A 20657-nucleotide genomic window follows, 5' to 3' on the forward strand; every position below is an offset into this window, starting at 1 on the left:
GTTCATGGATAGTACAATCTATTCGCCGGGTTTGAAAACTATGACAAGGAAGCAGTGGCAGGCTCTGAAAGTTTAAGTTGTTTATAATATGATTATGTAAACTTATTTTTTTCCTATCTTGCCGGAAAAGCAAAAAAGCTTGACGCCGTTTGGGACGCCAAGCTTTTTTCAAAGCAATCAGGCACGGGACACGTATGAACCGTCCGTTGTATTGATGATCAATTTATCGCCTTCATTTACAAAGAAAGGCACTTGTACCGTCAGGCCGGTTTCAAGCGTGGCCGGTTTGGACCCGCCTGTTGCCGTATCGCCCTTTACCCCCGGTTCCGTATGGGTAACTGTCAGCGTGACCGTATTCGGGAGTTCAATGCCGAGCGTTTCTCCTTGGTACATGATCATTTGCACTTCCATGTTTTCCAGCAAGTATTGCAGCTCGTCTTTAATTTGGGCGCTGCTCAGCTCGATTTGTTCATACGTTTCCGTATCCATAAATACGTGCTGGTCGCCGTTTGCATATAAATACTGCATTCTCCGGTTGTCGATCTGTGCCCTTTCGACTTTTTCGCCGGCACGGAACGTTTTTTCCTGGATGGCGCCGGTACGCAAATTGCGAAGCTTCGAGCGCACAAAAGCGGCGCCCTTTCCCGGTTTAACATGCTGGAAATCGAGGACGCGCCAGATGCCGCCATCCACTTCAATCGTTAAGCCGGTGCGAAAATCGTTTACTGAAATCATATTTTTCCTCCTACATGTTCATTCGATCCCCTGTTAAGGGCTGTAACTATTATAATATAATCAGTTCTTTTGCGGAATGCGTCAGCAATTCATTCGAATTTTCGGTCATCACCGTATCGTCTTCAATCCGGACGCCGCCGACACCCGGCACATAAATACCCGGTTCGATGGTGACAACCATGCCCGGTTCCAAAGTATAAGCCGAGCGCATGGAAAGATTCGGGCCTTCGTGGATTTCAAGGCCGATCCCGTGCCCGAGGGAGTGGCCGAACGCTTCACCATAACCTTTCTGGGCAATATAATCGCGGGAAATGGCGTCTGCTTCAACACCGGACATGCCCGGTTTAATGTTTTCGACGGCAAGCAGCTGCGATTCCAGCACAATATTGTAAATTTCCTTCAATTGCTCGGAAGGCTCCCCGACGGCAACCGTCCTTGTTATATCCGAACAATAGCCTTTATAGAGCGCACCGTAATCCATCGTGACCAAATCGCCTTTTTCGATCACTTTGTCCGTCGCCACCCCGTGCGGCATGGCAGAGCGGAGGCCGGATGCGACGATGGTATCAAATGAAGAAGCGGTCGCGCCGCATTTCCTCATGAAAAATTCGAGTTCATTGGAAACTTCCAATTCCGTGACGCCCGGTTTTAAGAAGTCAAGGATATGTTTAAAAGCAGCATCTGCAATATCCGCAGCTTCTTTTAATATCTTAATTTCCGCATCTGTTTTGATCAAGCGCAAATTTTCAACAAGCCCGGAAACCGGAACCAGTTCTGCATCGAGCAGCCCTTCATACGTTTTAAAAAGCGCATAGCTCATATGGTCCTGCTCAAACCCGAGCCGTTTGATCCCCATTGCTTCTACCTGTTTGGCCACTTCCTGTTCCACCGGTCCCTGATGCTGGACGATTTCGTAGCCTTCACACTCTTTTGATGCCTGCTCGACATAACGGAAATCCGTAATAAATTTTGCCGCTTCCCCGGATATAAGGACAATCCCGGTCGTTCCCGTAAAATTGGACATATAGCGGCGGTTATACGGGCTTGTGATGAGCAAGCCGTCAATAGCGGCCTGCGGAAATGCTTCTCTCAGTTTCTCCAATTTTAACATCTTTCTTCCTCTCCCTTTTCTGCCTCAAGCAAGGCCATGAGGGCAAGCTCATAGCCGTACAGCCCAAGGCCTGCAATTTGCCCGCGCGCAACAGCCGCCGTTACAGAATGGTGGCGGAATTCCTCGCGGGCATGGATGTTCGAAATATGTACTTCAATCACCGGTAGGCGGATGGCACTGATCGCGTCCCGCAAAGCATAGCTGTAATGCGTGAACGCGCCTGGATTGAAAATAATCCCGGCAAAGCCTTCATCCCCGGCAGCATGGAGCTTGTCAATCAGGGCGCCTTCATGGTTGGATTGGAAAAAACCGATGGCAACGCCGTGCTCTCGGGCCGCCGCTTCCATGCGTGCCATCAGGGTTTTTATCGAATCTTTCCCGTAAATGCCGGGTTCCCTTTGCCCAAGCAAATTCAGATTCGGGCCGTTTAATACGAGGTATTTTTTCATTTCAAGCACCTTTTTCCCATATTTAACGTGCCCATTTTACCATAAATTGAAGAAAATTTCTATTTTTTACTTTCCGCCTGCTTGTATCTGCCTGAATCCTGGGCGTTCCTCCCGCCCGGATCGATTTACGGGAGCGGGTTCGACTGTCTCTCCAGTTTTCTCTTAAAAACCCGGCTTCTTTCATACTCAAACGAAATCGAATAACCGATAAACACCCCATAGAGAATGTAAATGCAACAGCAAGTGATAATCGTATTGGCATCGAGTTTTAAAAAAGGCTTCATGCCGGGAAAAATCGGATTCAGCACAATCAGGACGACCGCGCACAGGCAAAGCCCGTAGATCGCGCCCACCCACATCGATTTCAATTTTTTAAAGAAAAGATAATAGACAAGGGCACAGCCGGTAGAGAACAATCCGTATACCAGTATGGAAATGGTTTTTCCGATCCACATTTTGCGCCAGGATCCTACCGTAAATGGTTCAAGCAGGACATTCGGTTCAATTGCCGTAAAATGAAAAGAAAAGCATAAATAGGCAACCAGGCTCCAAATGATCCCGCCCGCAAATCCGGTCACAAGCACCATTTGAAAAAAGGTCATGGAATGCTCCTGGTTTTTCATTGCTTTGCTGTTATTTTCCATATTTTCCACCCCTTCACATGGACGGCGCGCATCTTTTCTTTCTTATCTTTCCCATAAGTCTTTCCCCTAGTCGTATTTAAAATGATTTAGTAAAATAAGCGTAAGTAACGTTTCGGAAATCCATTCCGTCTTAAACGGGAAAGAAACATTCGAAGTTTAGGTTTGGGGGAGAAGAAATTGACAAAACCAGCTTATGGCGGCCAGGCAGTCGTGGAAGGGGTCATGTTCGGCGGAAAGCGGCATTCGGTCACTGCCATCCGCCGCAAAAACAACCGGATCGACTTCTTTTATCTGCCGAAAGAGACGCGCCCGTTCATTCAAAAATTAAAAAAAATCCCGTTTTTGCGCGGGATCATTGCCATCATTGAATCATCCGCAAACGGGGCAAAGCATTTGAATTTTGCAAGCGAGCGGTATGATGTTGACCCGGAAGAAGACGAAAAAAGGAAGGAAGCAGCCCCGGCAAAAACAACGGTGGTGCTCGGCGTGGCTGCTGCCGGCGTCTTGTCCTTTTTGTTTGCCAAATTTTTCATGACGCTGATTCCCGTTTTTCTGGCAGAACTGACAAGGCCGTTTTTTTCCGGAGATACCGCGCAAATTCTCATTGAAGGCGCGTTTAAGCTGCTGCTCGTGCTTTCGTATATTTATTTGATTTCTTTAACGCCGTTTATCAAGCGGGTATTCCAATACCACGGGGCTGAACATAAAGTCATCAATACATTTGAAAACGGGCTTGCCCTGACCGTTGAAAACGTCCGCTCGCAATCGAGGCTGCATTACCGGTGCGGCAGCAGTTTTATTCTGTTTACCGTGATTGTGAGCGTCCTGATTTATACGCTTGTCCCGACAGATCCGCTCTGGCTTCGCATCATCGACCGGATTTTGCTGATTCCGGTCGTGCTCGGCACGTCGTTTGAAGTTCTTCAGCTGACCAATAAAGTCCGCCATATTCCGGTTCTGAAATATCTTGGCTATCCGGGCCTGTGGCTTCAGCTGTTAACGACAAAAGAGCCGGATGACAAGCAAATTGAAGTTGCGATTTCCTCCTTTCAGGCGCTGCTTGAACTGGAATCGGGTGATATGGCTTCTGCCGCCCGTTAAAAACGGCGTTTGAAGTTTCCAGTGCATGGGAATACATTTACTATCACAAGCTTGTTTGTGCGACGGGGTACCAACCTCAAAATAAAAACGGCCGGAACCGTATAAACTGATAGAATGATGGAAAAAATGGTTAGGAAAACATGAGGAGGTGGCTTTTGTTGAAGACGCGTCAATGGATCATCGCCGGCATTTTTCTTTTGGCCCTGCTTGGCCTGGGTTCCTCTTTGTTTCATGAGCCGGTTGTATTCTTAAAAAGGGTTTTGATAGCCTTCATTTTTGCGGCAGTGCTTTTGGCTGGCATGCGTTTCTTACTCAAGAGAAGCACAAATGTTTCCAACCAGGAACAAAAAGCATTTTTAAAAGCCGCCCGCAAATCCAGAAAAAGAATGAAAAAACGGAATATGAAGGTCCATACTGTCCACACGGTTAAATTTTCAAAACGGCCGCTGCGCAAAAAATCCAATGTCCAGTTAACCGTGATTGAAGGCAAAAAGGGCAAAAAGAAAAATCGAGCTGTCTACTAAGCTCGATTCTTTTTTAATTAATAGGACCACGTTTTCAGAAACGTTTCTGTTTTTTTCCGGCCCGCCTCGATTAAGGCTGCTTTTTGTTCGGCGGAAAGCTGAAAATCTGTGGCAGGTACGCCATCTGCAGCGATAAAAATAATGTCCTTTTCCAGTTTTCTTGAAATATAGCGGGCATCATGGGCGTCTTTCATCGTCTTGAACAAGGCATCGAACAGCTGGATCGCATTTTTTATCTCCGCATTTGGCTCTTCTGATTGTTTTGGGCTAAGCGTGATGCCGAGCACCGGCCGCGCCTTTTTTTCTTCCGGTTTGACAAACAGCCACATCGGAAAATTGCTTAAAACGCCACCGTCTGCAATAAGGCTCGTGCCTTCCAGCGAGCGCAGCCGTACCGGTTCGAAAAAATACGGGATGCTCGCGCTCATCCGGATGGCCTTTGCTACCGGAAAGGTTTGCCATGGCACCCCGTAACGCTCTAGGTCATCAGGCAATACAACAAGCCGGTTATGGGTAAGATCGGATGCCGTGAAATAAAGGGAGCCTTTTGGAACATCTTTGAACGTGTACACCCCTTTAGAGGCGAGTTTTTCTCCGATCCATTCCTCAAACGCGGCGCCCCTGTACAGCCCGAGCCGCCAATACAGCAGCAGCCATTTCGCAAACGGCACCGGCAGCAGCGTTTTCCGCTCGTCAAGGAACGCGGCCGTGTCTGTTTCCGCAAGCATTTGCTTCATTTCGCCGCTTGTATACCCTGCAGCCAACAGCCCTGCAAAAACGGAACCGACGCTTGTGCCGGCCAGCCGTTTAAACGTAAATCCCCTTTTTTCCAATACTTCCAATGCCCCGATGAGCGCAAGGCCTTTTATGCCTCCACCGGAAAAAACCGCATCAATTTCCATGGAAACCCACCCTTGGATTCGCATCGGGCGTTTCGGTTTGTTGGTCAGAAAAGATACGGAATGTTGGCAGGATGCCCTGCTTGAGCGAAAGATGAAAAATGCTTTTTTATTATTTTAGCGCACAAGGAGAGGAATTAGAACAAAGCGTTCATACGGGACTATAATCGCGCCATGCTCCTGGTTAGCACAGCCTGCGCTTCCTTTACCATTTCTTCTAATAATTGGGCAACAGACGGGCAGTCCTCAATAAGGCCGGCAATTTGGCCCCCGTTTATAAAACCGTGCTCCATATCGCCTTGAAGCGCTCCCCTTTCATGATGGGCTTCGCTTGTCAGCGCTTTAAAGCGGCCCGGATCCGCGCCGCTTTCTTCCAGTTCGCGGAGATAGCCTGCGTACGCATTTTTGAACACTCTGCGCATCATTTGGTATCGTCTGCCGATGATCATCGTCGCTTCATCTGTTGCTTCAATGACAGCCTTCTTATATACAGGGTGAAACTGCGCTTCTTTTGTTGCGATGAATCTCGTCCCCATTTGCACGCCGTATGCCCCGAGCGAAAGCGCCGCCGCCAAACCTTTGCCGTCCGCAATCCCTCCCGCTGCGACAACCGGAATGTTGACCGCTTTTACAATCTGCGGAACGAGCACCATTGTCGTGCTTTCATTGGCAGCATTGATTCCTGCTGCTTCGTATCCTTCGCATACAAGGACATCAGCCCCCGCTGCTTCCGCTTTTTTCGCCTGGCGGACAGTGGAGGAGACACAAATCACTTTTATGCCGTTTTGATGCAAAACTGGGATATATTTCGAAGGGTTGCCGGCAGATAGGGAAACAACTGGAATCTTCTTTTCAATCGCTAACCGGATGACTTCGTCCGCGTTTGGATGAACCGAAATGGCAATATTGACGCAGCAGGGGGAAGCGGCCAAGCTGCGCATTTTATCCATTCTTTTTTCGATTTCCGCTACGGGCAGCGTCCCGGCGCCAATCGTTCCCAGCCCGCCAGCGTTGGAAACACTTGCAGCAAGGGCAGGATCACTGATATTTCCCATCCCGCCCTGAAAAACCGGAAATTTGATGCCCAACATTTCAGTTACCGGATTTGCCACTTGATCGCTCCTTTCTGCGCCCGAATGATCATGCTTTTTCAGTTATAAGCGGATGGTCAAACACATCATAATGTTTGCTTTTCTGAAAAGTGTCGTATCCTTCAGAAAAAATGTCTTCAAAAAAATCATTTGCCGGTTTGGCAAGGATTCGGTAATAGTCCCGGAAAAGCGCGGCTGCTTCCTCCCCTTTCCATTTTTCCGGCAGCAGTTCTTCCGGCAAACCGGGATCCACAAACAATAGTTTCCGGTAATTATGGACAAGCATCGTCCGTTCGACAAAGCAGTCCTGATTCGTCATTTCCCCTCTTTTCATCTTTTCTTTGACGCTTTCATATTTTTCCCGGTAATGGGCCATAAAATCTTCATACCGGTCGTTCATATAATCAATATCCCATAATTCATGCACAAGTTCTTTATCGGATTTGCCCCATACATTTTCGGCAGTGAAGATTTTGACATATTCATTGATCCCATACTTGTCGATGATCCCTTTCATTTCATCCAGCAAATCATTCGGCGTAAGCCAGACACTGTTTAACAGGAGGCCGAAGCCGCTCCACATCAGTTCTTTTCTCAGTTCATCCCTGATGTTCCGCTTTTTTTCGGGTATCGTATACAGAAAAAACCGCCATTTGCCGTCCCATTTGCCCGGGTTCAGTTTAAAAATCCGCCCGGCAGCCTCATTCATCCGTTTTACACCGCGTTCAGTCAAAGAATAGTAACTGTTGTTTCCTTCTTTGCGGCTTTCCACCCAGCCTTGTTTGCTCATGCGGGAAATGGCAGCACGGACAGATTGCTCATGGTGGCCGAACGCTTCCAGCAATTTGATTAAACTGCCAATCCAAATTTCGCTTCCGTAATGGCGGATGTAATCGCCATAAAGCGTAAAAATCATCGAACGCGTATTTAACGTTTTTTCCATTTATAAACTCCTTGTCTCTGCCAAAGATCTCTTTCCCCCATTTTAAATTTTTTCGATAACGGTTGCAATCCCCTGGCCCACCCCGATGCACATCGTAGCGAGCCCCCGTTTTGCTTTTCGCTTTTGCATCTCGTGGACGAGCGTTGTTAAAATTCTCGCGCCGCTTGCTCCCAATGGATGTCCGAACGCAATCGCCCCTCCGTTTACATTGACAATCTCACTGTCCAGTTCCAGCTGCCGGATGCATGCAATAGACTGGGAAGCAAAGGCTTCGTTTAACTCGACAAGATCAATATCCGAAATAGTAAATCCGGCGCGCTTTAATGCTTTTCTCGTTGCGTACACCGGGCCGAGCCCCATGACCCTTGGTTCCAATCCTGCCGTTGCGCTGGCGACAAACCGGGCCATCGGTTTGATGCCCAATTGGCCGGCTTTTTCAGCGCTCATCAATAGCACGACAGACGCCCCGTCATTGATGCCCGATGAATTTCCGGCCGTCACCGTGCCTCCTGTAAAAAGCGGTTTTAGCCTTGCCAGTTTTTCCGGCGTAGTATCGGGGCGGGGATGTTCATCCTGGGTGACAGACACGGATTCCCCCTTTTGATTCGTATACACGACAGGCACGATTTCATCTTGAAAGCGGTTTGCTTCCATGGCCGCTTTCGCCCTCATTTGGCTCGTAAAAGCAAAGGCATCCTGCGCTTTCCGGCTGATATGAAATTGCTTTGCGACATTTTCCGCTGTTTCCGGCATGCTGTCTGTCCCGTACATTTTCTTTAATTTTTCATTGACAAATCTCCATCCGATCGTTGTATCAAACATTTCCAAATTGCCCCTCGGGTAGCCGTTTTCCGGCTTTGCCATGACAAACGGCGCCCTTGTCATGCTCTCCGTTCCGCCGGCAATATAAAGATCCCCGTCACCAACCATGATCGCTTTGGCTGCGATATTGACAGCATCGAGGCCCGATCCGCATAAGCGGTTAACGGTTGTGCCGGCGGTTTCGACCGGAAGTCCGGCGAGCAATGCAGCCATTCTTGCGACATTCCGGTTTTCTTCGCCCGCGCCGTTCGCATTTCCGAGAATGACCTCTTCGATTTCGTTCCAGGGAACTTCGGGATGGCGGCCGAGCAACGCCTTGATGGCGGTTGCCGCCAGATCGTCCGGCCTTACTGATTTTAACGCTCCTTTATATCGCCCAATCGGTGTTCTGACCGCATCAACGATGACGACGTCTCTCATCTTCATTCTCCTTCAACCGTTGTGTAATCATATACGCCCTTGCCTGTTTTCCGCCCAAGCCTGCCCGCTTTCACATACTTTTCCAGTAAAGGCGCCGGCCGGTACTTTTCGCCAAGCTTTTCATGCAAGTAGCGCAAATTGTTTAGCCTTGCATCCAAACCGACCAAATCCGCCAATTCAAACGGCCCCATCGGAAAATTCAAGCCGAGCTTGACGGCTTTATCGATTTCTTCCGCTGTCCCTACCCCTTCCTGCAGCATGTAGAACGCTTCATTTCCAACTAAACAGCTGATTCTGCTTGTAACAAAGCCGGGAAATTCATTCACGATCACCGTTTCTTTCCCCATTTTTTCAGCTGTTTTTTCAGCCCGTTGAACCGTTTCATCGCTTGTTTCAAGCCCCCTGATGATCTCGACAAGCGGCATTTTATGCACCGGATTGAAAAAATGCATGGCAATAACAGATGCGGGACGGGTAGTAAAAGAACCGATTTCAGTCGGGCTCATCGTTGATGTATTGGTCGCAAGGATGCAACCGGCAGGCGCAAACCTGTCCATTTTTTCAAACACTTCTTTTTTTATTTCCGTTTTTTCCGGCACTGCCTCGATGATCACATCTGCACAACCGGCTGCAGCCGGCAAATCAACGGTATATTCGATATTTGCCTTTATCCTTTCAGCATCTGCCCCGTTGATTTTCCCCCTCGAAAGCCCTTTTTCCATGACGGATTCAATCCTGTTTTCCGCTTGATGCAAGATGTCAGGCCGGACATCTACCAGTCTGACTTTGAAACCGCCGAGTGCGCCCGCATAAGCAATGCCGCACCCCATTACCCCTGAACCAATGACAACCAATGTTTCCGCCATCATACCACTTCCTCTTTACATTTTCTATCTTTTTAGACGATTTTTAAAAGAAGCGAACCCATCCCGAAAGAATGCGTTCGCTTCTTATTTGTCCATCTTGCCCTGCCGGATACCCGTTTCACTGCCAGTGCAGCAATGAGTGCCTTTATTCGACCGGAAGCTTATAACTGAAACGGGTTTAAAGGTTTTGCCCCTGCATAAGTGAGTACACTCTTGGTTTCACTGTATAAATCGAGGCATTCGAAGCTTAATTCGCGCCCGAAGCCGGATTGTTTATATCCGCCGAACGGTGTCCCCGGGAATGCGGAGAACGGGCTGTTGACCATGACAATGCCTGCCTGGATGCCGTCTGTGACCCGCTTAATTAGGCCCTGGTCCTTTGCCCAAATGCTTGAAGCCAGGCCGTACTTCGTCGCATTTGCAAGTTTTACGGCTTCCTTCTCCTCTTTAAAAGGCATCACCACCACGACCGGCCCAAAAATTTCTTCCTGGGCAATTTTGCTGTCATTGGTGACGTTTGTGATAATGGTCGGTTCATACCAGTAACCATTTTCAAACCCTTCCACTTTAGCCGGTTTTCCGCCTGTCACGATGGTTGCGCCGGCCTGCTTTGCTTCTTCGACATAGCGGTGGATGGTTTCCAGCTGCTCTTTGCTGATGATCGCCCCGATATGCGAGGCAGGTGAAAACGGATCACCGAGCACCAGTTTTTTCGTTTTGGCCACAAATTTTTCCATAAACGCATCGTAAATGTCTTCCTGCAGGAAAATACGGGATCTCGCTTCGCACGATTGCCCGGTATTATAGAAGATGCCGTACAGGGCACCATTGACGGCGGCATCGAGATCCGCATCCTGAAATACGAGATTCGGAGATTTTCCGCCAAGTTCCAGCGTGACTCTTTTCAATGTTTCCGAGGCGTTTGCCATGATCTCTTTTCCGGTGGAAGTTTCTCCGGTAAAGGCGATTTTATCGACCCCTTCATGCTTCGCCAAATAAGACCCGATTTTCGCCCCCGGCCCGGTAATCACGTTCACAACGCCTGCCGGAACACCGGCCTCATGGCAGATTTCAGCTAGTAAAATGGCTGTAATCGGCGTAAGGCTTGCCGGCTTTACCACAACAGAACATCCTGCTGCGATCGCCGGGGCAATTTTCCATGCAGCCATCATGAGCGGGTAATTCCATGGAATGATCTGGGCAGCGACCCCAACCGGTTCTTTTTGGGTATAGTTAAAGAACTGGCCGGGAACATGGTTCACAGCGCCGCGATGCCCGACAATTGCCCCCGCGAAAAACTCGAAATCTTCAATGGCCTGCATCACTTGCCCCTTAGCCGTTTCAATCGTCTTTCCGGTATTTAATATTTCCATTTCAACAAGCGCATCAAAACGGCTGCGCATAATGGAGGCAATTTTGTTCAGGACGCGCGCCCGTTTTCCAACCGGATAGCGCCTCCATTTTCCGTGTTCAAAAGCATGGCGCGCCGCCTCAACGGCCCGGTCGACATCCGCGTAATCCGCTTTCGGCACCGTGGCGATTGCTTCGCCGGTTGCAGGATTATAGACGTGAAACGTTTCGCCGCCGGCAGCATCCACCGGTTCTCCGTTGATGACCATTTTATACGCGCTCCGTTTCATTTCAGCAGGAAATACTGCTACTTCTTTTGTTATCGGCATGCATGTTCATCCTTTCTGTTTAATTGCCTTTGTATTCCGGTTTTCTTTTTTCAAAAAATGCCCGGACCCCTTCCTTGTGGTCGGCTGTTTGCCCTGCAATCCGCTGGGCGTATGCTTCATTTTCGAGCATTTCATCCAATGTGCTTTCAAAGCTTTTTTGCATATACCGCTTCACGAGGCCGATTGCTTTTGTCGGCATCGCAGCAAGCCTTTCAGCAAAATGCTGCGTTTCCTGTTCCAGGTGGCAGGCTGGAACCACTTTCGTTAATAGCCCGGACGCCATCGCTTCTGGTGCACTGATTTTCTCCCTTAAATTTGCGCATATCATTCACAAAATAATGGAGGTTTTTGTTTTCGTATTGCAATGCCTGTTCGTGTTCAATCCGGCGCGGCTGGCATGCCCCGATACCGGCTGTGATCAAGACCGTTTTTGAAAAATGGAGGCCTGATCCTGTTTCGATGCGAAAGGTGCCGCGGCCGGTTTTCTTCACATCCTGCACCGTTTCGTTCAGCACAATCGTTGGATGAAATTGCATGGCTTGTTCGATTAACCGGTCGGCCAATGATTGCGCTTTCACTTTTGGCATGCCGGCTACATCATAAATGTATTTTTCGGGGTAAAGCGCGGCAAGCTGCCCGCCAAGTTGCGGCATGCTTTCAATGATTTTAACTCTCATTTGCCGCAAGCCGCCGTAAAAAGCCGCAAATAAACCAACAGGCCCGCCGCCGATAATTGTCACATCATAAACGGTTTCGTCCATCAACCGCCCTCCTTTTTATCATTTTAATTTATATAACGTTTTTAACACGTTATATATTGTTTTTGATATATAAATAGTAGCATCGGACATTTTTGCTGTCAATATTCGAATTAAAATTTTTTAACCATTTTTCTGATGATTCTTTTAACCGGTGTTTTATAAGCGAAAAAAAAAACGGAGCATCACTTTGCTCCGTTTTTTTCTCCATTATTCCGTTTACAAGCCGCATTTTAATTGTGCGCCGCAGTTATCGCATGTATTGCAGCCGCCGATCTCTTTAACTTTCCCTTTCCGACAGATCGGGCAGGTATCGCCGATTTCGTTGCCGTATGTGACGTTTGTTGACCGGATATCCGGGATGGTATCAACCAGGACGACATGCTGTTTCGCGTGTTTCACTTCCGCTTTTTCCTGTTTTTCTTCCTGTGGTTCTTCTGCTTTCAATGTCAGGACTTGCGAATCCCGGCTCCCGTCCACATAAACGGTTCCGCCTTTCGCGCCGCCCTTATACAGGCGTTCGTACACTTTTTCCACCTGTTCAACCGTGTAGCCGCGCGGGGCGTTGACCGTTTTCGAAATCGAGCTGTCCACCCAGCGCTGGATAACGCATTGGACATCGGCATGGGCTTCCGGTGCAAGATCCATCGCGGTTACAAACCAGTTTGGCAGATGGTCTTTGTCCGTTTCCGGGTGCTTATCCAGATACTCCTGGACGATATCCGCATTGACCTCGATAAATTTGCCGAGGCGACCGCTGCGGAAATAGGAAAAGGAAAAATACGGTTCCAGCCCAGTGGAAACGCCAACCATGGTGCCGGTGGATCCGGTTGGTGCAACGGTTAGCAAATGGGAGTTCCGGATGCCGTGTGTTAAAATCGCCTTGCGGATGTCTTCCGGCATGTTTTTCATATAGCCGGTTTCCGTGAATGCATGGCGCAGGCGGTTTGTCTCTTCTTCGGTTTCACCCGTTAAAAACGGGAAACTCCCCTTTTCTTTTGCGATCTCAATGGATGCGCGGTATGCTTCGGTCGCGATCGTTTCAAACACTTTGTCGACAAGTTTATTGCCTTCTTCAGATCCGTATTCTTTTTCCATATAAATGAGAAGGTCGGCTAAGCCCATAACGCCAAGGCCGACACGCCGTTCCCCGAGCGCCTGTTTTTTGTTTTCTTTCAGGAAGTACGGGGTCGCGTCAATGACATTGTCCTGCATGCGGACGCCGGTATGGACGGTTTGTTTCAATTGGTCCCAGCGCACTTCTTTCGTTTCTTTGTCGACCATTTTTGCAAGATTGACTGCTGCCAGGTTGCAGACGGAATAGGGCGCAAGGGGTTGCTCTCCGCAAGGGTTTGTTGCGACGACTTTCTGGCCGTATGCTTTTGCGTTTGTCATGTCGTTGGCGTTGTCGATAAAGAAGACGCCCGGTTCCGCCGAGTAAGTCGCGCAGATGTTAATCAAATTCCAAAGTTCTTTTGCTTTGATTTTGCGATAGACGCGCACTTTGCGGCCAAGTTTTTCCCATTCGCGCACATCGCCGATCTTATGCCATTCTTCATTGTATATGCGCATTTCTTCTTCGCTGTAATTTTCCACATCCGGAAATTTCAGCTCGAATTCTGCGTCTTGCTCAACTGCTTCCATAAATTCTTTTGTGAGGCAGACGGAAATATTGGCGCCGGTTAAAAATTCCGGATTATGAACGGTGTAATGGCCGCCTGTTTCCAGTTTTTCTTCCGCCTCTTTCATGACTTCTTCCGTAAAGCCGCCTTGGCCCGGAATATGTTTGTAGTTCACAATCCCATGGTACATTTGCCTTTCCATTTCAGAGAGCGGCGTGAATTTCAATTTATCGTGGGCAAGCTTGCGGATCCATTCATCGTTCGTATTTTCGATCAGGAAACGCAAAATCCGCGGATTCTGCATTTTCGAAATGATAAATTCGACAATGTCCGGGTGCCAGACAGCCAGCATGATCATTTGCGCTCCCCTGCGACTGCCGCCCTGTTCGACCAGGTGCGTAAGTTTGGCGATGTCATCGAGCCATGAGACAGAGCCGCTTGATTTGCCGTTGACCCCTCTAGCCAGCGTATTGCGCGGGCGCAGCGTCGAACCGTTTGTCCCAACTCCGCCGCCGCGGCTCATAATTTCCATCACCTGTTTACGGTGTTCGGAAATGCCTTCCCTTGAATCCGGTACAAACGGCATCACATAACAATTAAAATAAGTCACTTCCGTTTCCGAGCCGGCGCCGTAGAGGACGCGGCCTGCCGGGATAAAGTTTAAGTTTACCAGTTCATTGTAAAACTTCTCAAACCATTCTTTCCGTTTCTCTTCTGTTTTTTCCACTGCCGCTAAGCCGGTTGCATTCCGTTTTGCGATTTGTTCGTAGTAGACTTCAAGAGGCTTTTCAATGATATCAAGCGACCTTTTGATGACCCCCGTTTCTCTTTCATCCGGGTGTTCCAGCGCCTGGCGGTAATCTTCTTCAATTAAGACTTCCGCTTCATTTTTTTCCCAGTCGATCCCTTTAATGACGCCGAGCCCCCTGGCCGGAAATTTCGGGTCTTCTTTAATCGTGAGGACAACAAAATCGCCCTTGCCCAATGTGACTTTTTCCGTGTCTTTAAACGCGTATCTGTCAATCATGACAAGCCTTGAAACGCCTTTGTACGTAATGTTCATATCCGGTGTAATCGGATGGACCTGCGGAAATAAGCGGATATCTTCGTTCAGCTTCTCCACATTCCATAATTTTTCTGTCGAAGCAACAGACATAACGACAACTCCTTCTCTATTTCTCCATGCAAATTCTCTGGTGGTTCTGCCTCCTTTAAAATAGCACACCGCAGGGAAAAATTGCAAGCAAAAATACTAGATATTGTATTGACATTTTGTTTTTATATACCATATATTGTGTTTAGGTCAAACCTCTTTCTTTTTGTCAAATGAAAAAAAGAATAAACCATGCCGAAAATCTGAGAAATCCCCCGAAAAAGCAGGCAAACCCGGGCATAACGAAAAAATTTGCCGCTTGCATCAAAAAAGCAGCCATAAAAAGCGCGGCACTAAAGGAAAAAGCGAAAAATCATACCTCTGGCCGCTAAAAAAAACAAATGTTCATTTATCTCTTAAAATTCCATTCATCCGACCGGTACCTTCTGTCTGCCAGTTCTTCGACATACGCCTGTTGCGCCGGCGTCAGCGTGTACGGTTCCAGCCGGATGCCGAGCCCTTCTTCAAACCCCTTATGGAAAGCCTCTTTTGCCTCCTCGTATGTGACGGGAACGTTGCGCAGCTCATTGATTGCAACCGCCTTTTTCTTAAAACTCCGCTGCATCCTTTCTCTCACTCTGTCATTCGGATATTTAAACAGGCTGAACAGCTTGTCCTCATCCATATCGAGCAAAATCGAGCCGTGCTGCAAAATGACGCCTTTCTGCCGCGTCTGTGCGCTGCCGGCGACTTTTCGCCCTTCCACGACCAGTTCGTACCAGCTCGGCGTATCAAAACAAACCGAAGAATGCGGAGACCTTAGTGCCTCCCGTTCTGCTTCCGTTCGCGGCACTGCAAAATACGCCTCCAGGCCGAGCGCACGAAATCCCCTGACAAGCCCCTCTGAAATGACACGGTAGGCTTCCGTGACCGTTTTCGGCATATCCGGATGCGCTTCCGACACGATCACGCTGTAGGTCAGCTCGTGCTCGTGCAAAACAGCCCTTCCCCCTGTCGGTCGCCGGACAAAACCGAGCCCGTATCGTTTTACCGCTTCGAGATCGATTTCCTGTTTTGCCCGCTGGAAATACCCGATTGAAAGGGTGGCCGGATCCCAGCCGTAAAAGCGGATGGCTGGCGGGATCTCCCCTTTGCTGTGCCAGTCAAGCAGGGCCTCATCCAGCGCCATGTTAAAAAACGGCGGACAGTGGCCTGAATCTACAAACAACCAGGTTTCTTTTCCCATATGTACCCCTCTTCTTTAAAATATCACTTTACCAGTTTACCAAAAAACGACGAAAAACGGCAAAGCCCCGCTCAAGTTTGTGCCGATTTTTCCGCTGGTGCTTAAAACAGAACGGTTACGGGCTTTTCAGACGGAAAAAACTGAAAAAATAGCGGTGACATGTTTCTTAAAAAAAGATTTTGATTCAGAAGCGCAACACGAATATAATAGTAGATAGCGCATCAGGTAAGAAAGGGGGCACGAAAGATGTCACAATCGTGGTACACACTCATCATTGTTATTGTTGCGGTAGTAGCATATACTCTCGCCAGATACTACCGGCAGAAAAAAATCCTGAAAAGCTTGACGGAAGAAGAATTCAAGGCGGGTTACCGCAAAGCGCAGCTCATTGATGTGCGCGAACCGAATGAATTTGCAAACGGACATATTTTAGGCGCACGCAATATTCCGCTGTCTCAGCTGAAAATGAGATTAAAAGAGATCCGGACCGATAAACCGGTTTATTTATATTGCCAGAACGGGACGCGCACCGGGCGCGCCGCTGAAATGCTTTATAAAAACGGCTGCCGCGACCTTTACCAGTTGAAAGGCGGCTTTAAAAACTGGACAGGCAAAATCAAATCAGGGAAATAAAAAATGCCGCGGCAATGCTGCGGCATTTTTCTTTTTATTTTTTCACATAACGCAAAACCGGTTTTCGTGCCGCCCGCGTTTCATCCAGGCGTTTGACAATGGTTGTATGCGGGGCTTCCTGGACGATTTCCGGATTTTCCTCCGCTTCTTTTGCGATTTGGATCATCGCGTCAATAAAGGCATCCAGCGTTTCCTTCGACTCTGTTTCCGTCGGCTCAATCATCATGCACTCTTCCACATTGAGCGGGAAATACACAGTTGGCGGATGGAAGCCGAAATCAAGCAGCCGCTTGGCAATATCAAACGTCCGCACCCCGAGTTTTTTCTGGCGCCTGCCGCTTAACACAAATTCATGTTTACAATGGCGGTCATACGGCAGGTCGTAATACGGCGCCAGTTTCCTCATCATATAATTGGCATTGATCACCGCATTCTCGGTCACTTCCCGCAAGCCATCCGGCCCCATTGAACGGATATACGTATAGGCCCGGACATTGATGCCGAAATTGCCGTAAAACGGCTTTACCCTGCCGATCGATTGCGGCCGGTCTTCATCCAGCACATAGCGGTCGCCTTTTTTCGCAACAACCGGCACCGGCAAAAACGGGATCAGCTCTTTTTTGACGCCGACCGGACCCGAACCCGGGCCACCGCCGCCGTGGGGGCCTGTGAACGTTTTATGAAGATTCAGGTGGACAACATCGAATCCCATATCGCCCGGGCGCGCCTTCGCAAGCACGGCATTCAAGTTGGCACCGTCATAATACAGTTTGCCGCCCGCGTCATGGATGATCTCCGCCATTTCAAGGATATGCGCTTCAAACAGCCCGAGCGTATTCGGATTGGTAAGCATGAGCGCCGCGGTATCTTCCCCGGCAATTTTTCTTAAGTCGTCGAGATCGACAAGCCCTTCTTCATTCGACTTCACAGTGACCGTTTCGAAGCCGGCAACGGACGCGGAAGCCGGGTTGGTGCCGTGGGCGGAGTCGGGAATGATCACTTTTGTCCGCTTTGTATCCCCGTTTGCTTCATGGAAAGCACGGATCAGCATCAGCCCGGTCCATTCCCCGTGGGCGCCGGCAGCAGGCTGCAAGGTCACCTCATCCATGCCGGTAATCTCTTTTAAATGTTCCTGCAAGTCATACATCAGCCCGAGCGCCCCCTGGACGGTGCTTTCATCTTGAAGCGGGTGGATATGGGCAAATCCCGGAAAGCGCGCAACCGTTTCATTGATTTTCGGATTGTATTTCATCGTGCAGGATCCGAGCGGGTAAAAGCCGGAATCGACGCCGTGGTTGTTTTCTGACAGCTTTGTGTAGTGCCGCATTAAATCCAGTTCCGACACTTCCGGCAGTTCCGCATCCTGTTTGCGGACGTATTCAGGCGGAAAAATGTCAAAAGCGTCCACTTCCGGCACGTCCATTTCCGGCAAGCTGTACGCGATCCGGCCCGATTTGGACCGTTCAAAAATGAGCGGCATTCCTTCATTCGCCATCACACACGACCCCCATTTCTTCAGCCAATTGGTCAATTTCTTCTTTTGACCGCAATTCCGTCACGGCAATGAGCATGCAACCGGCAAATTCCGGGTAATCCTTGCTCACATCATAACCGCCGATGATTTTTTTCTGCAATAAATGTTCATTTACTTCTTGAACACTTTTTGGCAATTTCACGGGAAACTCATTGAAAAAAGGAGACGAAAACGGAATTTCAAACCCTTTTTCCGCCAATTTCTTTTTTGCGTACTGTGCTTTTGCCATATTGGCCAGTGCCATTTCTTTTACGCCTTTTTTGCCGAGGGCGCTCATGGCCACCGATGCGGCAAGGGCATTGAGCGCCTGGTTAGAGCAAATATTGGACGTCGCTTTATTGCGGCGGATATGCTGTTCGCGCGCCTGGAGCGTAAGCACATACCCCCTTTTCCCGTTCTCGTCGACCGTTTCGCCGACGAGCCGGCCCGGCATTTTCCGCATTAGTTTTGACGTTGTAGCGAAGTAGCCGCAATGCGGGCCGCCGAATGCAGTTGGAATGCCGAAAACCTGGCAATCGCCGGTTGTAATATCGGCGCCGAAATCCCCCGGCGGCGCAAGCACCCCAAGGGCAAGCAGATTGGCGGATACAACAAACAAAGCTTTTTCGGCATGGGCCAGTTCGCCGATTTCTTTTAACCGTTCAAGCGAACCGAAAAAGTTCGGGTACTGGACGATGACAGCAGCTGTCCCGCCGTCTATTTGTTTTTTAGCTGCTTCCAGATCGGTGCAGCCGTCTGCGAGCGGTATTTCTTCCACGGTGATGCCTTTTCCCTTGGCATAAGTATGTAAAACGGCCCGGTACTCCGGATGGACAGCTTTTGAAATCAATATTTTCTTCCTCTTCGTCTGCCCGGCCGCAAGCATGGCCGCTTCAGCCATGGACGTGCCGCCGTCATACATCGAGGAATTGGCCACATCCATGCCGGTCAGCTCGCATATCATCGTCTGGAATTCAAAGATAGCCTGCAGTTCCCCTTGCGAGATTTCCGGCTGGTAAGGTGTATAGGCCGTATAAAATTCGGATCTTGAGATCACATGGTCCACGACCGTTGGAATATAGTGGTCGTAAACCCCCGCCCCCAAAAAAGAGGCATATTCTTTTAAATTGGCATTTTTTCCGGCAAGTTCTGACAGTTCTTTTAACAGCGCCGTTTCCGATTTTGCTTTTTTGATCCGGTAATCCCCTTTAAACCGCACTTTTTCGGGAATATCGGAAAACAGTTCCCCGACGCTTCGGACTCCGATCGCATCCAGCATCTCACGCTTATCTTCTTCCGTCATTGGCAGGTAGCGATGCATCACTTTTCCCCTCCCCCGTTTTTTGGCTTTTTATAGAACGGTGTTTGGACAACGACAGCTTTAATCTTTTTGGAACGGACGTCCACTTCTACTTCGGTGCCGGGTGCGTCCCACGGTATACGCAAAAGGGCAAGGCCGATATTTTTCTTTAAAGTCGGCGACTGTGTCCCGGTTGTCACCGTGCCAATCCGCTCATCCCCTGCATAAACGCTGTATCCGTGGCGCGGAATGCCACGGCCGATCATTTCGATACCGGCAAGGCGCCGTTTCAGACCTTCTGCTTTCTGTGCAAGGAGCGCCTGCTTCCCGATAAAATCCGCTTCTTTCTTAAGCTTTACAGCAAAACCGATGCCGGCTTCAAGCGGAGAAATGTCTTCCGTTAGCTCCTGGCCGTAAAGACAGAGCCCGGCTTCAAAGCGGAGCGTATCCCTTGCTCCGAGCCCGCACGGCAAAACGCCTTTTTCCCGGCCCTTCGCCAATATCTCATCCCATAGCTTCAGTGCATCTTCACTGCGGCAGTAAATTTCAAAGCCGTCTTCACCCGTGTAACCGGTTCTCGAAAGCAATACTTTACAACCGGCAGCCTTTGCGTTTTCAATAAATGAAAACGTTGGAATGGCAAAAACATCCGCTTCTGGCGCAAGTTTCTGCATCACTTCCGTAGCAAGCGGCCCCTGGAGCGCGAGCTGGGCAACCGATGCGCTGATGTCCGTTATGGAAACATCCTCCGTCCGGTGTGAAACAAGCCACTTGTAATCTTTTTCCGTATTGGCGGCATTCACCACGAGCCAATACCGGTTTTCGCCCAATTGGTAAACCAGCAAATCATCGACTGTGCCGCCGGCTTCATTGCACATGGCGGTATATTGGGCAGCACCCGGCTTCAATTTGGACACATCGTTCGTCATCATTTTTTGAAGAAAGCCAAGGCTTTGAGGCCCCTCCACCAGGATTTCGCCCATATGCGAAACATCAAACAGGCCTGCCCGCGTACGGACGGCTTCGTGTTCGGCTTTAATGCCCGAAAATTGCACCGGCAGTTCCCAGCCGCCGAAATCGGTCGTTTTTGCGCCGTATTTCCGGTATACATCATATAATGGCGTCCGTTTTAATTCCGGCATTCGTACCCCTCCATTTTGTTTTTTATCCGGACGTGGATCCGGGGGCAAAAAAACAGGGAATATTCC

The 20657-nt window shown here is 49.1% G+C and carries 19 protein-coding genes and 1 pseudogene; 3 read left to right on the top strand and 17 right to left on the bottom strand.

The window, feature by feature from the left end; translation table 11 throughout:
- Positions 1 to 177: 177 nt before the first annotated feature.
- The 4 genes from efp to NSS95_RS08740 form a co-directional block, all read right to left on the bottom strand.
- A complete protein-coding gene (gene efp / locus NSS95_RS08725) occupies positions 178 to 735 on the bottom strand; it encodes an elongation factor P (RefSeq protein WP_017550512.1) in 558 nt (185 codons plus the stop codon).
- Positions 736 to 784: 49 nt separating this feature from the next.
- Entirely contained in the window at positions 785 to 1846 is a 1062-nt protein-coding gene (locus NSS95_RS08730; protein WP_017550513.1) for a M24 family metallopeptidase, read from the bottom strand.
- Positions 1840 to 2295, bottom strand: a complete 456-nt coding sequence (gene aroQ, locus NSS95_RS08735) for a type II 3-dehydroquinate dehydratase (RefSeq protein ID WP_017550514.1) — start codon at positions 2293 to 2295, stop codon at positions 1840 to 1842. The genes NSS95_RS08730 and aroQ overlap by 7 nt, the downstream gene beginning before the upstream one ends.
- Before the next feature lie 125 nt (positions 2296 to 2420).
- Positions 2421 to 2939 carry a YqhR family membrane protein gene (locus NSS95_RS08740; protein WP_035184604.1) on the bottom strand — a complete coding sequence of 173 codons (519 nt, stop codon included), beginning with the start codon at positions 2937 to 2939 and terminating at the stop codon, positions 2421 to 2423.
- Positions 2940 to 3116: 177 nt separating this feature from the next.
- Between NSS95_RS08740 and NSS95_RS08745 the strand changes: the two genes are divergently transcribed.
- Together NSS95_RS08745 and NSS95_RS08750 are read left to right on the top strand one after the other, a co-directional pair.
- Entirely contained in the window at positions 3117 to 4040 is a 924-nt protein-coding gene (locus NSS95_RS08745; protein WP_017550516.1) for a DUF1385 domain-containing protein, read from the top strand.
- 158 nt (positions 4041 to 4198) lie between these two features.
- Positions 4199 to 4564 (top strand): SA1362 family protein, encoded by a 366-nt coding sequence (locus tag NSS95_RS08750; RefSeq protein ID WP_014098047.1) that lies wholly within the window; start codon positions 4199 to 4201, stop codon positions 4562 to 4564.
- Positions 4565 to 4581: 17 nt separating this feature from the next.
- Here the strand turns inward: NSS95_RS08750 and NSS95_RS08755 are convergent, their stop codons facing one another.
- The 10 genes and pseudogenes from NSS95_RS08755 to NSS95_RS08800 all read right to left on the bottom strand — a co-directional run bounded on the left by NSS95_RS08755 (position 4582) and on the right by NSS95_RS08800 (position 16003).
- Entirely contained in the window at positions 4582 to 5466 is an 885-nt protein-coding gene (locus tag NSS95_RS08755; protein ID WP_017550518.1) for a patatin-like phospholipase family protein, read from the bottom strand.
- Between the two features lie 158 nt (positions 5467 to 5624).
- Positions 5625 to 6575, bottom strand: a complete 951-nt coding sequence (locus NSS95_RS08760) for an NAD(P)H-dependent flavin oxidoreductase (RefSeq protein WP_328229160.1) — start codon at positions 6573 to 6575, stop codon at positions 5625 to 5627.
- A gap of 28 nt (positions 6576 to 6603) precedes the next feature.
- The gene (gene paaX, locus NSS95_RS08765) at positions 6604 to 7497 is read right to left on the bottom strand and encodes a phenylacetic acid degradation operon negative regulatory protein PaaX (RefSeq protein ID WP_071451930.1); all 894 of its coding nucleotides are present in this window, start codon (positions 7495 to 7497) and stop codon (positions 6604 to 6606) included.
- Positions 7498 to 7539: 42 nt separating this feature from the next.
- Entirely contained in the window at positions 7540 to 8739 is a 1200-nt protein-coding gene (locus NSS95_RS08770) for an acetyl-CoA C-acyltransferase (RefSeq protein WP_071451931.1), read from the bottom strand.
- A 2-nt stretch (positions 8740 to 8741) separates the two neighbouring features.
- The gene (locus tag NSS95_RS08775; RefSeq protein ID WP_026104521.1) at positions 8742 to 9605 is read right to left on the bottom strand and encodes a 3-hydroxyacyl-CoA dehydrogenase; all 864 of its coding nucleotides are present in this window, start codon (positions 9603 to 9605) and stop codon (positions 8742 to 8744) included.
- A 161-nt stretch (positions 9606 to 9766) separates the two neighbouring features.
- Positions 9767 to 11284: an aldehyde dehydrogenase family protein gene (locus tag NSS95_RS08780; RefSeq protein WP_035184602.1), complete on the bottom strand. Its 1518-nt coding sequence runs from the start codon at positions 11282 to 11284 to the stop codon at positions 9767 to 9769.
- 19 nt (positions 11285 to 11303) lie between these two features.
- Positions 11304 to 11612, bottom strand: coding sequence for an enoyl-CoA hydratase-related protein (locus tag NSS95_RS08785; RefSeq protein ID WP_081092974.1), 309 nt, complete (start codon positions 11610 to 11612; stop codon positions 11304 to 11306).
- A pseudogene (locus NSS95_RS08790) lies at positions 11542 to 12045 on the bottom strand (NAD(P)/FAD-dependent oxidoreductase); the annotation flags it as partial. The gene NSS95_RS08785 and the pseudogene NSS95_RS08790, both read right to left, overlap by 71 nt.
- 216 nt (positions 12046 to 12261) lie before the next feature.
- Positions 12262 to 14820 (bottom strand): vitamin B12-dependent ribonucleotide reductase, encoded by a 2559-nt coding sequence (locus NSS95_RS08795; protein ID WP_046720743.1) that lies wholly within the window; start codon positions 14818 to 14820, stop codon positions 12262 to 12264.
- 346 nt (positions 14821 to 15166) lie between these two features.
- Positions 15167 to 16003 carry a lipoate--protein ligase family protein gene (locus NSS95_RS08800; RefSeq protein WP_017550530.1) on the bottom strand — a complete coding sequence of 279 codons (837 nt, stop codon included), beginning with the start codon at positions 16001 to 16003 and terminating at the stop codon, positions 15167 to 15169.
- Between the two features lie 246 nt (positions 16004 to 16249).
- Between NSS95_RS08800 and NSS95_RS08805 the strand changes: the two genes are divergently transcribed.
- A complete protein-coding gene (locus NSS95_RS08805) occupies positions 16250 to 16636 on the top strand; it encodes a rhodanese-like domain-containing protein (protein WP_014098035.1) in 387 nt (128 codons plus the stop codon).
- Positions 16637 to 16670: 34 nt separating this feature from the next.
- Here NSS95_RS08805 and gcvPB read toward each other — a convergent pair whose 3' ends face one another.
- From gcvPB to gcvT, 3 genes are read right to left on the bottom strand one after another with little or no spacing between them, the layout of a single operon-like run.
- On the bottom strand, positions 16671 to 18131 hold the full coding sequence (gene gcvPB / locus NSS95_RS08810) for an aminomethyl-transferring glycine dehydrogenase subunit GcvPB (protein WP_014098034.1): 1461 nt from the start codon (positions 18129 to 18131) through the stop codon (positions 16671 to 16673).
- Positions 18121 to 19473, bottom strand: coding sequence for an aminomethyl-transferring glycine dehydrogenase subunit GcvPA (gcvPA, locus tag NSS95_RS08815; protein ID WP_026104522.1), 1353 nt, complete (start codon positions 19471 to 19473; stop codon positions 18121 to 18123). Before gcvPA ends, gcvPB begins: the two co-directional genes overlap by 11 nt.
- Complete coding sequence (gcvT, locus tag NSS95_RS08820) at positions 19470 to 20591, bottom strand: glycine cleavage system aminomethyltransferase GcvT (protein ID WP_017550532.1); 1122 nt, start codon at positions 20589 to 20591, stop codon at positions 19470 to 19472. The genes gcvPA and gcvT overlap by 4 nt, the downstream gene beginning before the upstream one ends.
- Positions 20592 to 20657 lie beyond the last annotated feature (66 nt).

The organism is Weizmannia sp. FSL K6-3076, assembly GCF_038007245.1.
Lineage (GTDB): Bacteria > Bacillota > Bacilli > Bacillales > Bacillaceae_C > Weizmannia > Weizmannia faecalis.

What these genes read in the sequence shown, in the direction of transcription:
- efp (WP_017550512.1), bottom strand. Translation starts at nt 735, where the DNA reads ATGATTTCAGTAAACGATTTTCGCACCGGCTTAACGATTGAAGTGGAT.
- NSS95_RS08730 (WP_017550513.1), bottom strand. Translation starts at nt 1,846, where the DNA reads ATGTTAAAATTGGAGAAACTGAGAGAAGCATTTCCGCAGGCCGCTATT.
- aroQ (WP_017550514.1), bottom strand. Translation starts at nt 2,295, where the DNA reads ATGAAAAAATACCTCGTATTAAACGGCCCGAATCTGAATTTGCTTGGG.
- NSS95_RS08740 (WP_035184604.1), bottom strand. Translation starts at nt 2,939, where the DNA reads ATGGAAAATAACAGCAAAGCAATGAAAAACCAGGAGCATTCCATGACC.
- NSS95_RS08755 (WP_017550518.1), bottom strand. Translation starts at nt 5,466, where the DNA reads ATGGAAATTGATGCGGTTTTTTCCGGTGGAGGCATAAAAGGCCTTGCG.
- paaX (WP_071451930.1), bottom strand. Translation starts at nt 7,497, where the DNA reads ATGGAAAAAACGTTAAATACGCGTTCGATGATTTTTACGCTTTATGGC.
- NSS95_RS08770 (WP_071451931.1), bottom strand. Translation starts at nt 8,739, where the DNA reads ATGAGAGACGTCGTCATCGTTGATGCGGTCAGAACACCGATTGGGCGA.
- NSS95_RS08775 (WP_026104521.1), bottom strand. Translation starts at nt 9,605, where the DNA reads ATGGCGGAAACATTGGTTGTCATTGGTTCAGGGGTAATGGGGTGCGGC.
- NSS95_RS08780 (WP_035184602.1), bottom strand. Translation starts at nt 11,284, where the DNA reads ATGCCGATAACAAAAGAAGTAGCAGTATTTCCTGCTGAAATGAAACGG.
- NSS95_RS08785 (WP_081092974.1), bottom strand. Translation starts at nt 11,612, where the DNA reads ATGATATGCGCAAATTTAAGGGAGAAAATCAGTGCACCAGAAGCGATG.
- NSS95_RS08795 (WP_046720743.1), bottom strand. Translation starts at nt 14,820, where the DNA reads ATGTCTGTTGCTTCGACAGAAAAATTATGGAATGTGGAGAAGCTGAAC.
- NSS95_RS08800 (WP_017550530.1), bottom strand. Translation starts at nt 16,003, where the DNA reads ATGGGAAAAGAAACCTGGTTGTTTGTAGATTCAGGCCACTGTCCGCCG.
- NSS95_RS08805 (WP_014098035.1), top strand. Translation starts at nt 16,250, where the DNA reads ATGTCACAATCGTGGTACACACTCATCATTGTTATTGTTGCGGTAGTA.
- gcvPB (WP_014098034.1), bottom strand. Translation starts at nt 18,131, where the DNA reads ATGGCGAATGAAGGAATGCCGCTCATTTTTGAACGGTCCAAATCGGGC.
- gcvT (WP_017550532.1), bottom strand. Translation starts at nt 20,591, where the DNA reads ATGCCGGAATTAAAACGGACGCCATTATATGATGTATACCGGAAATAC.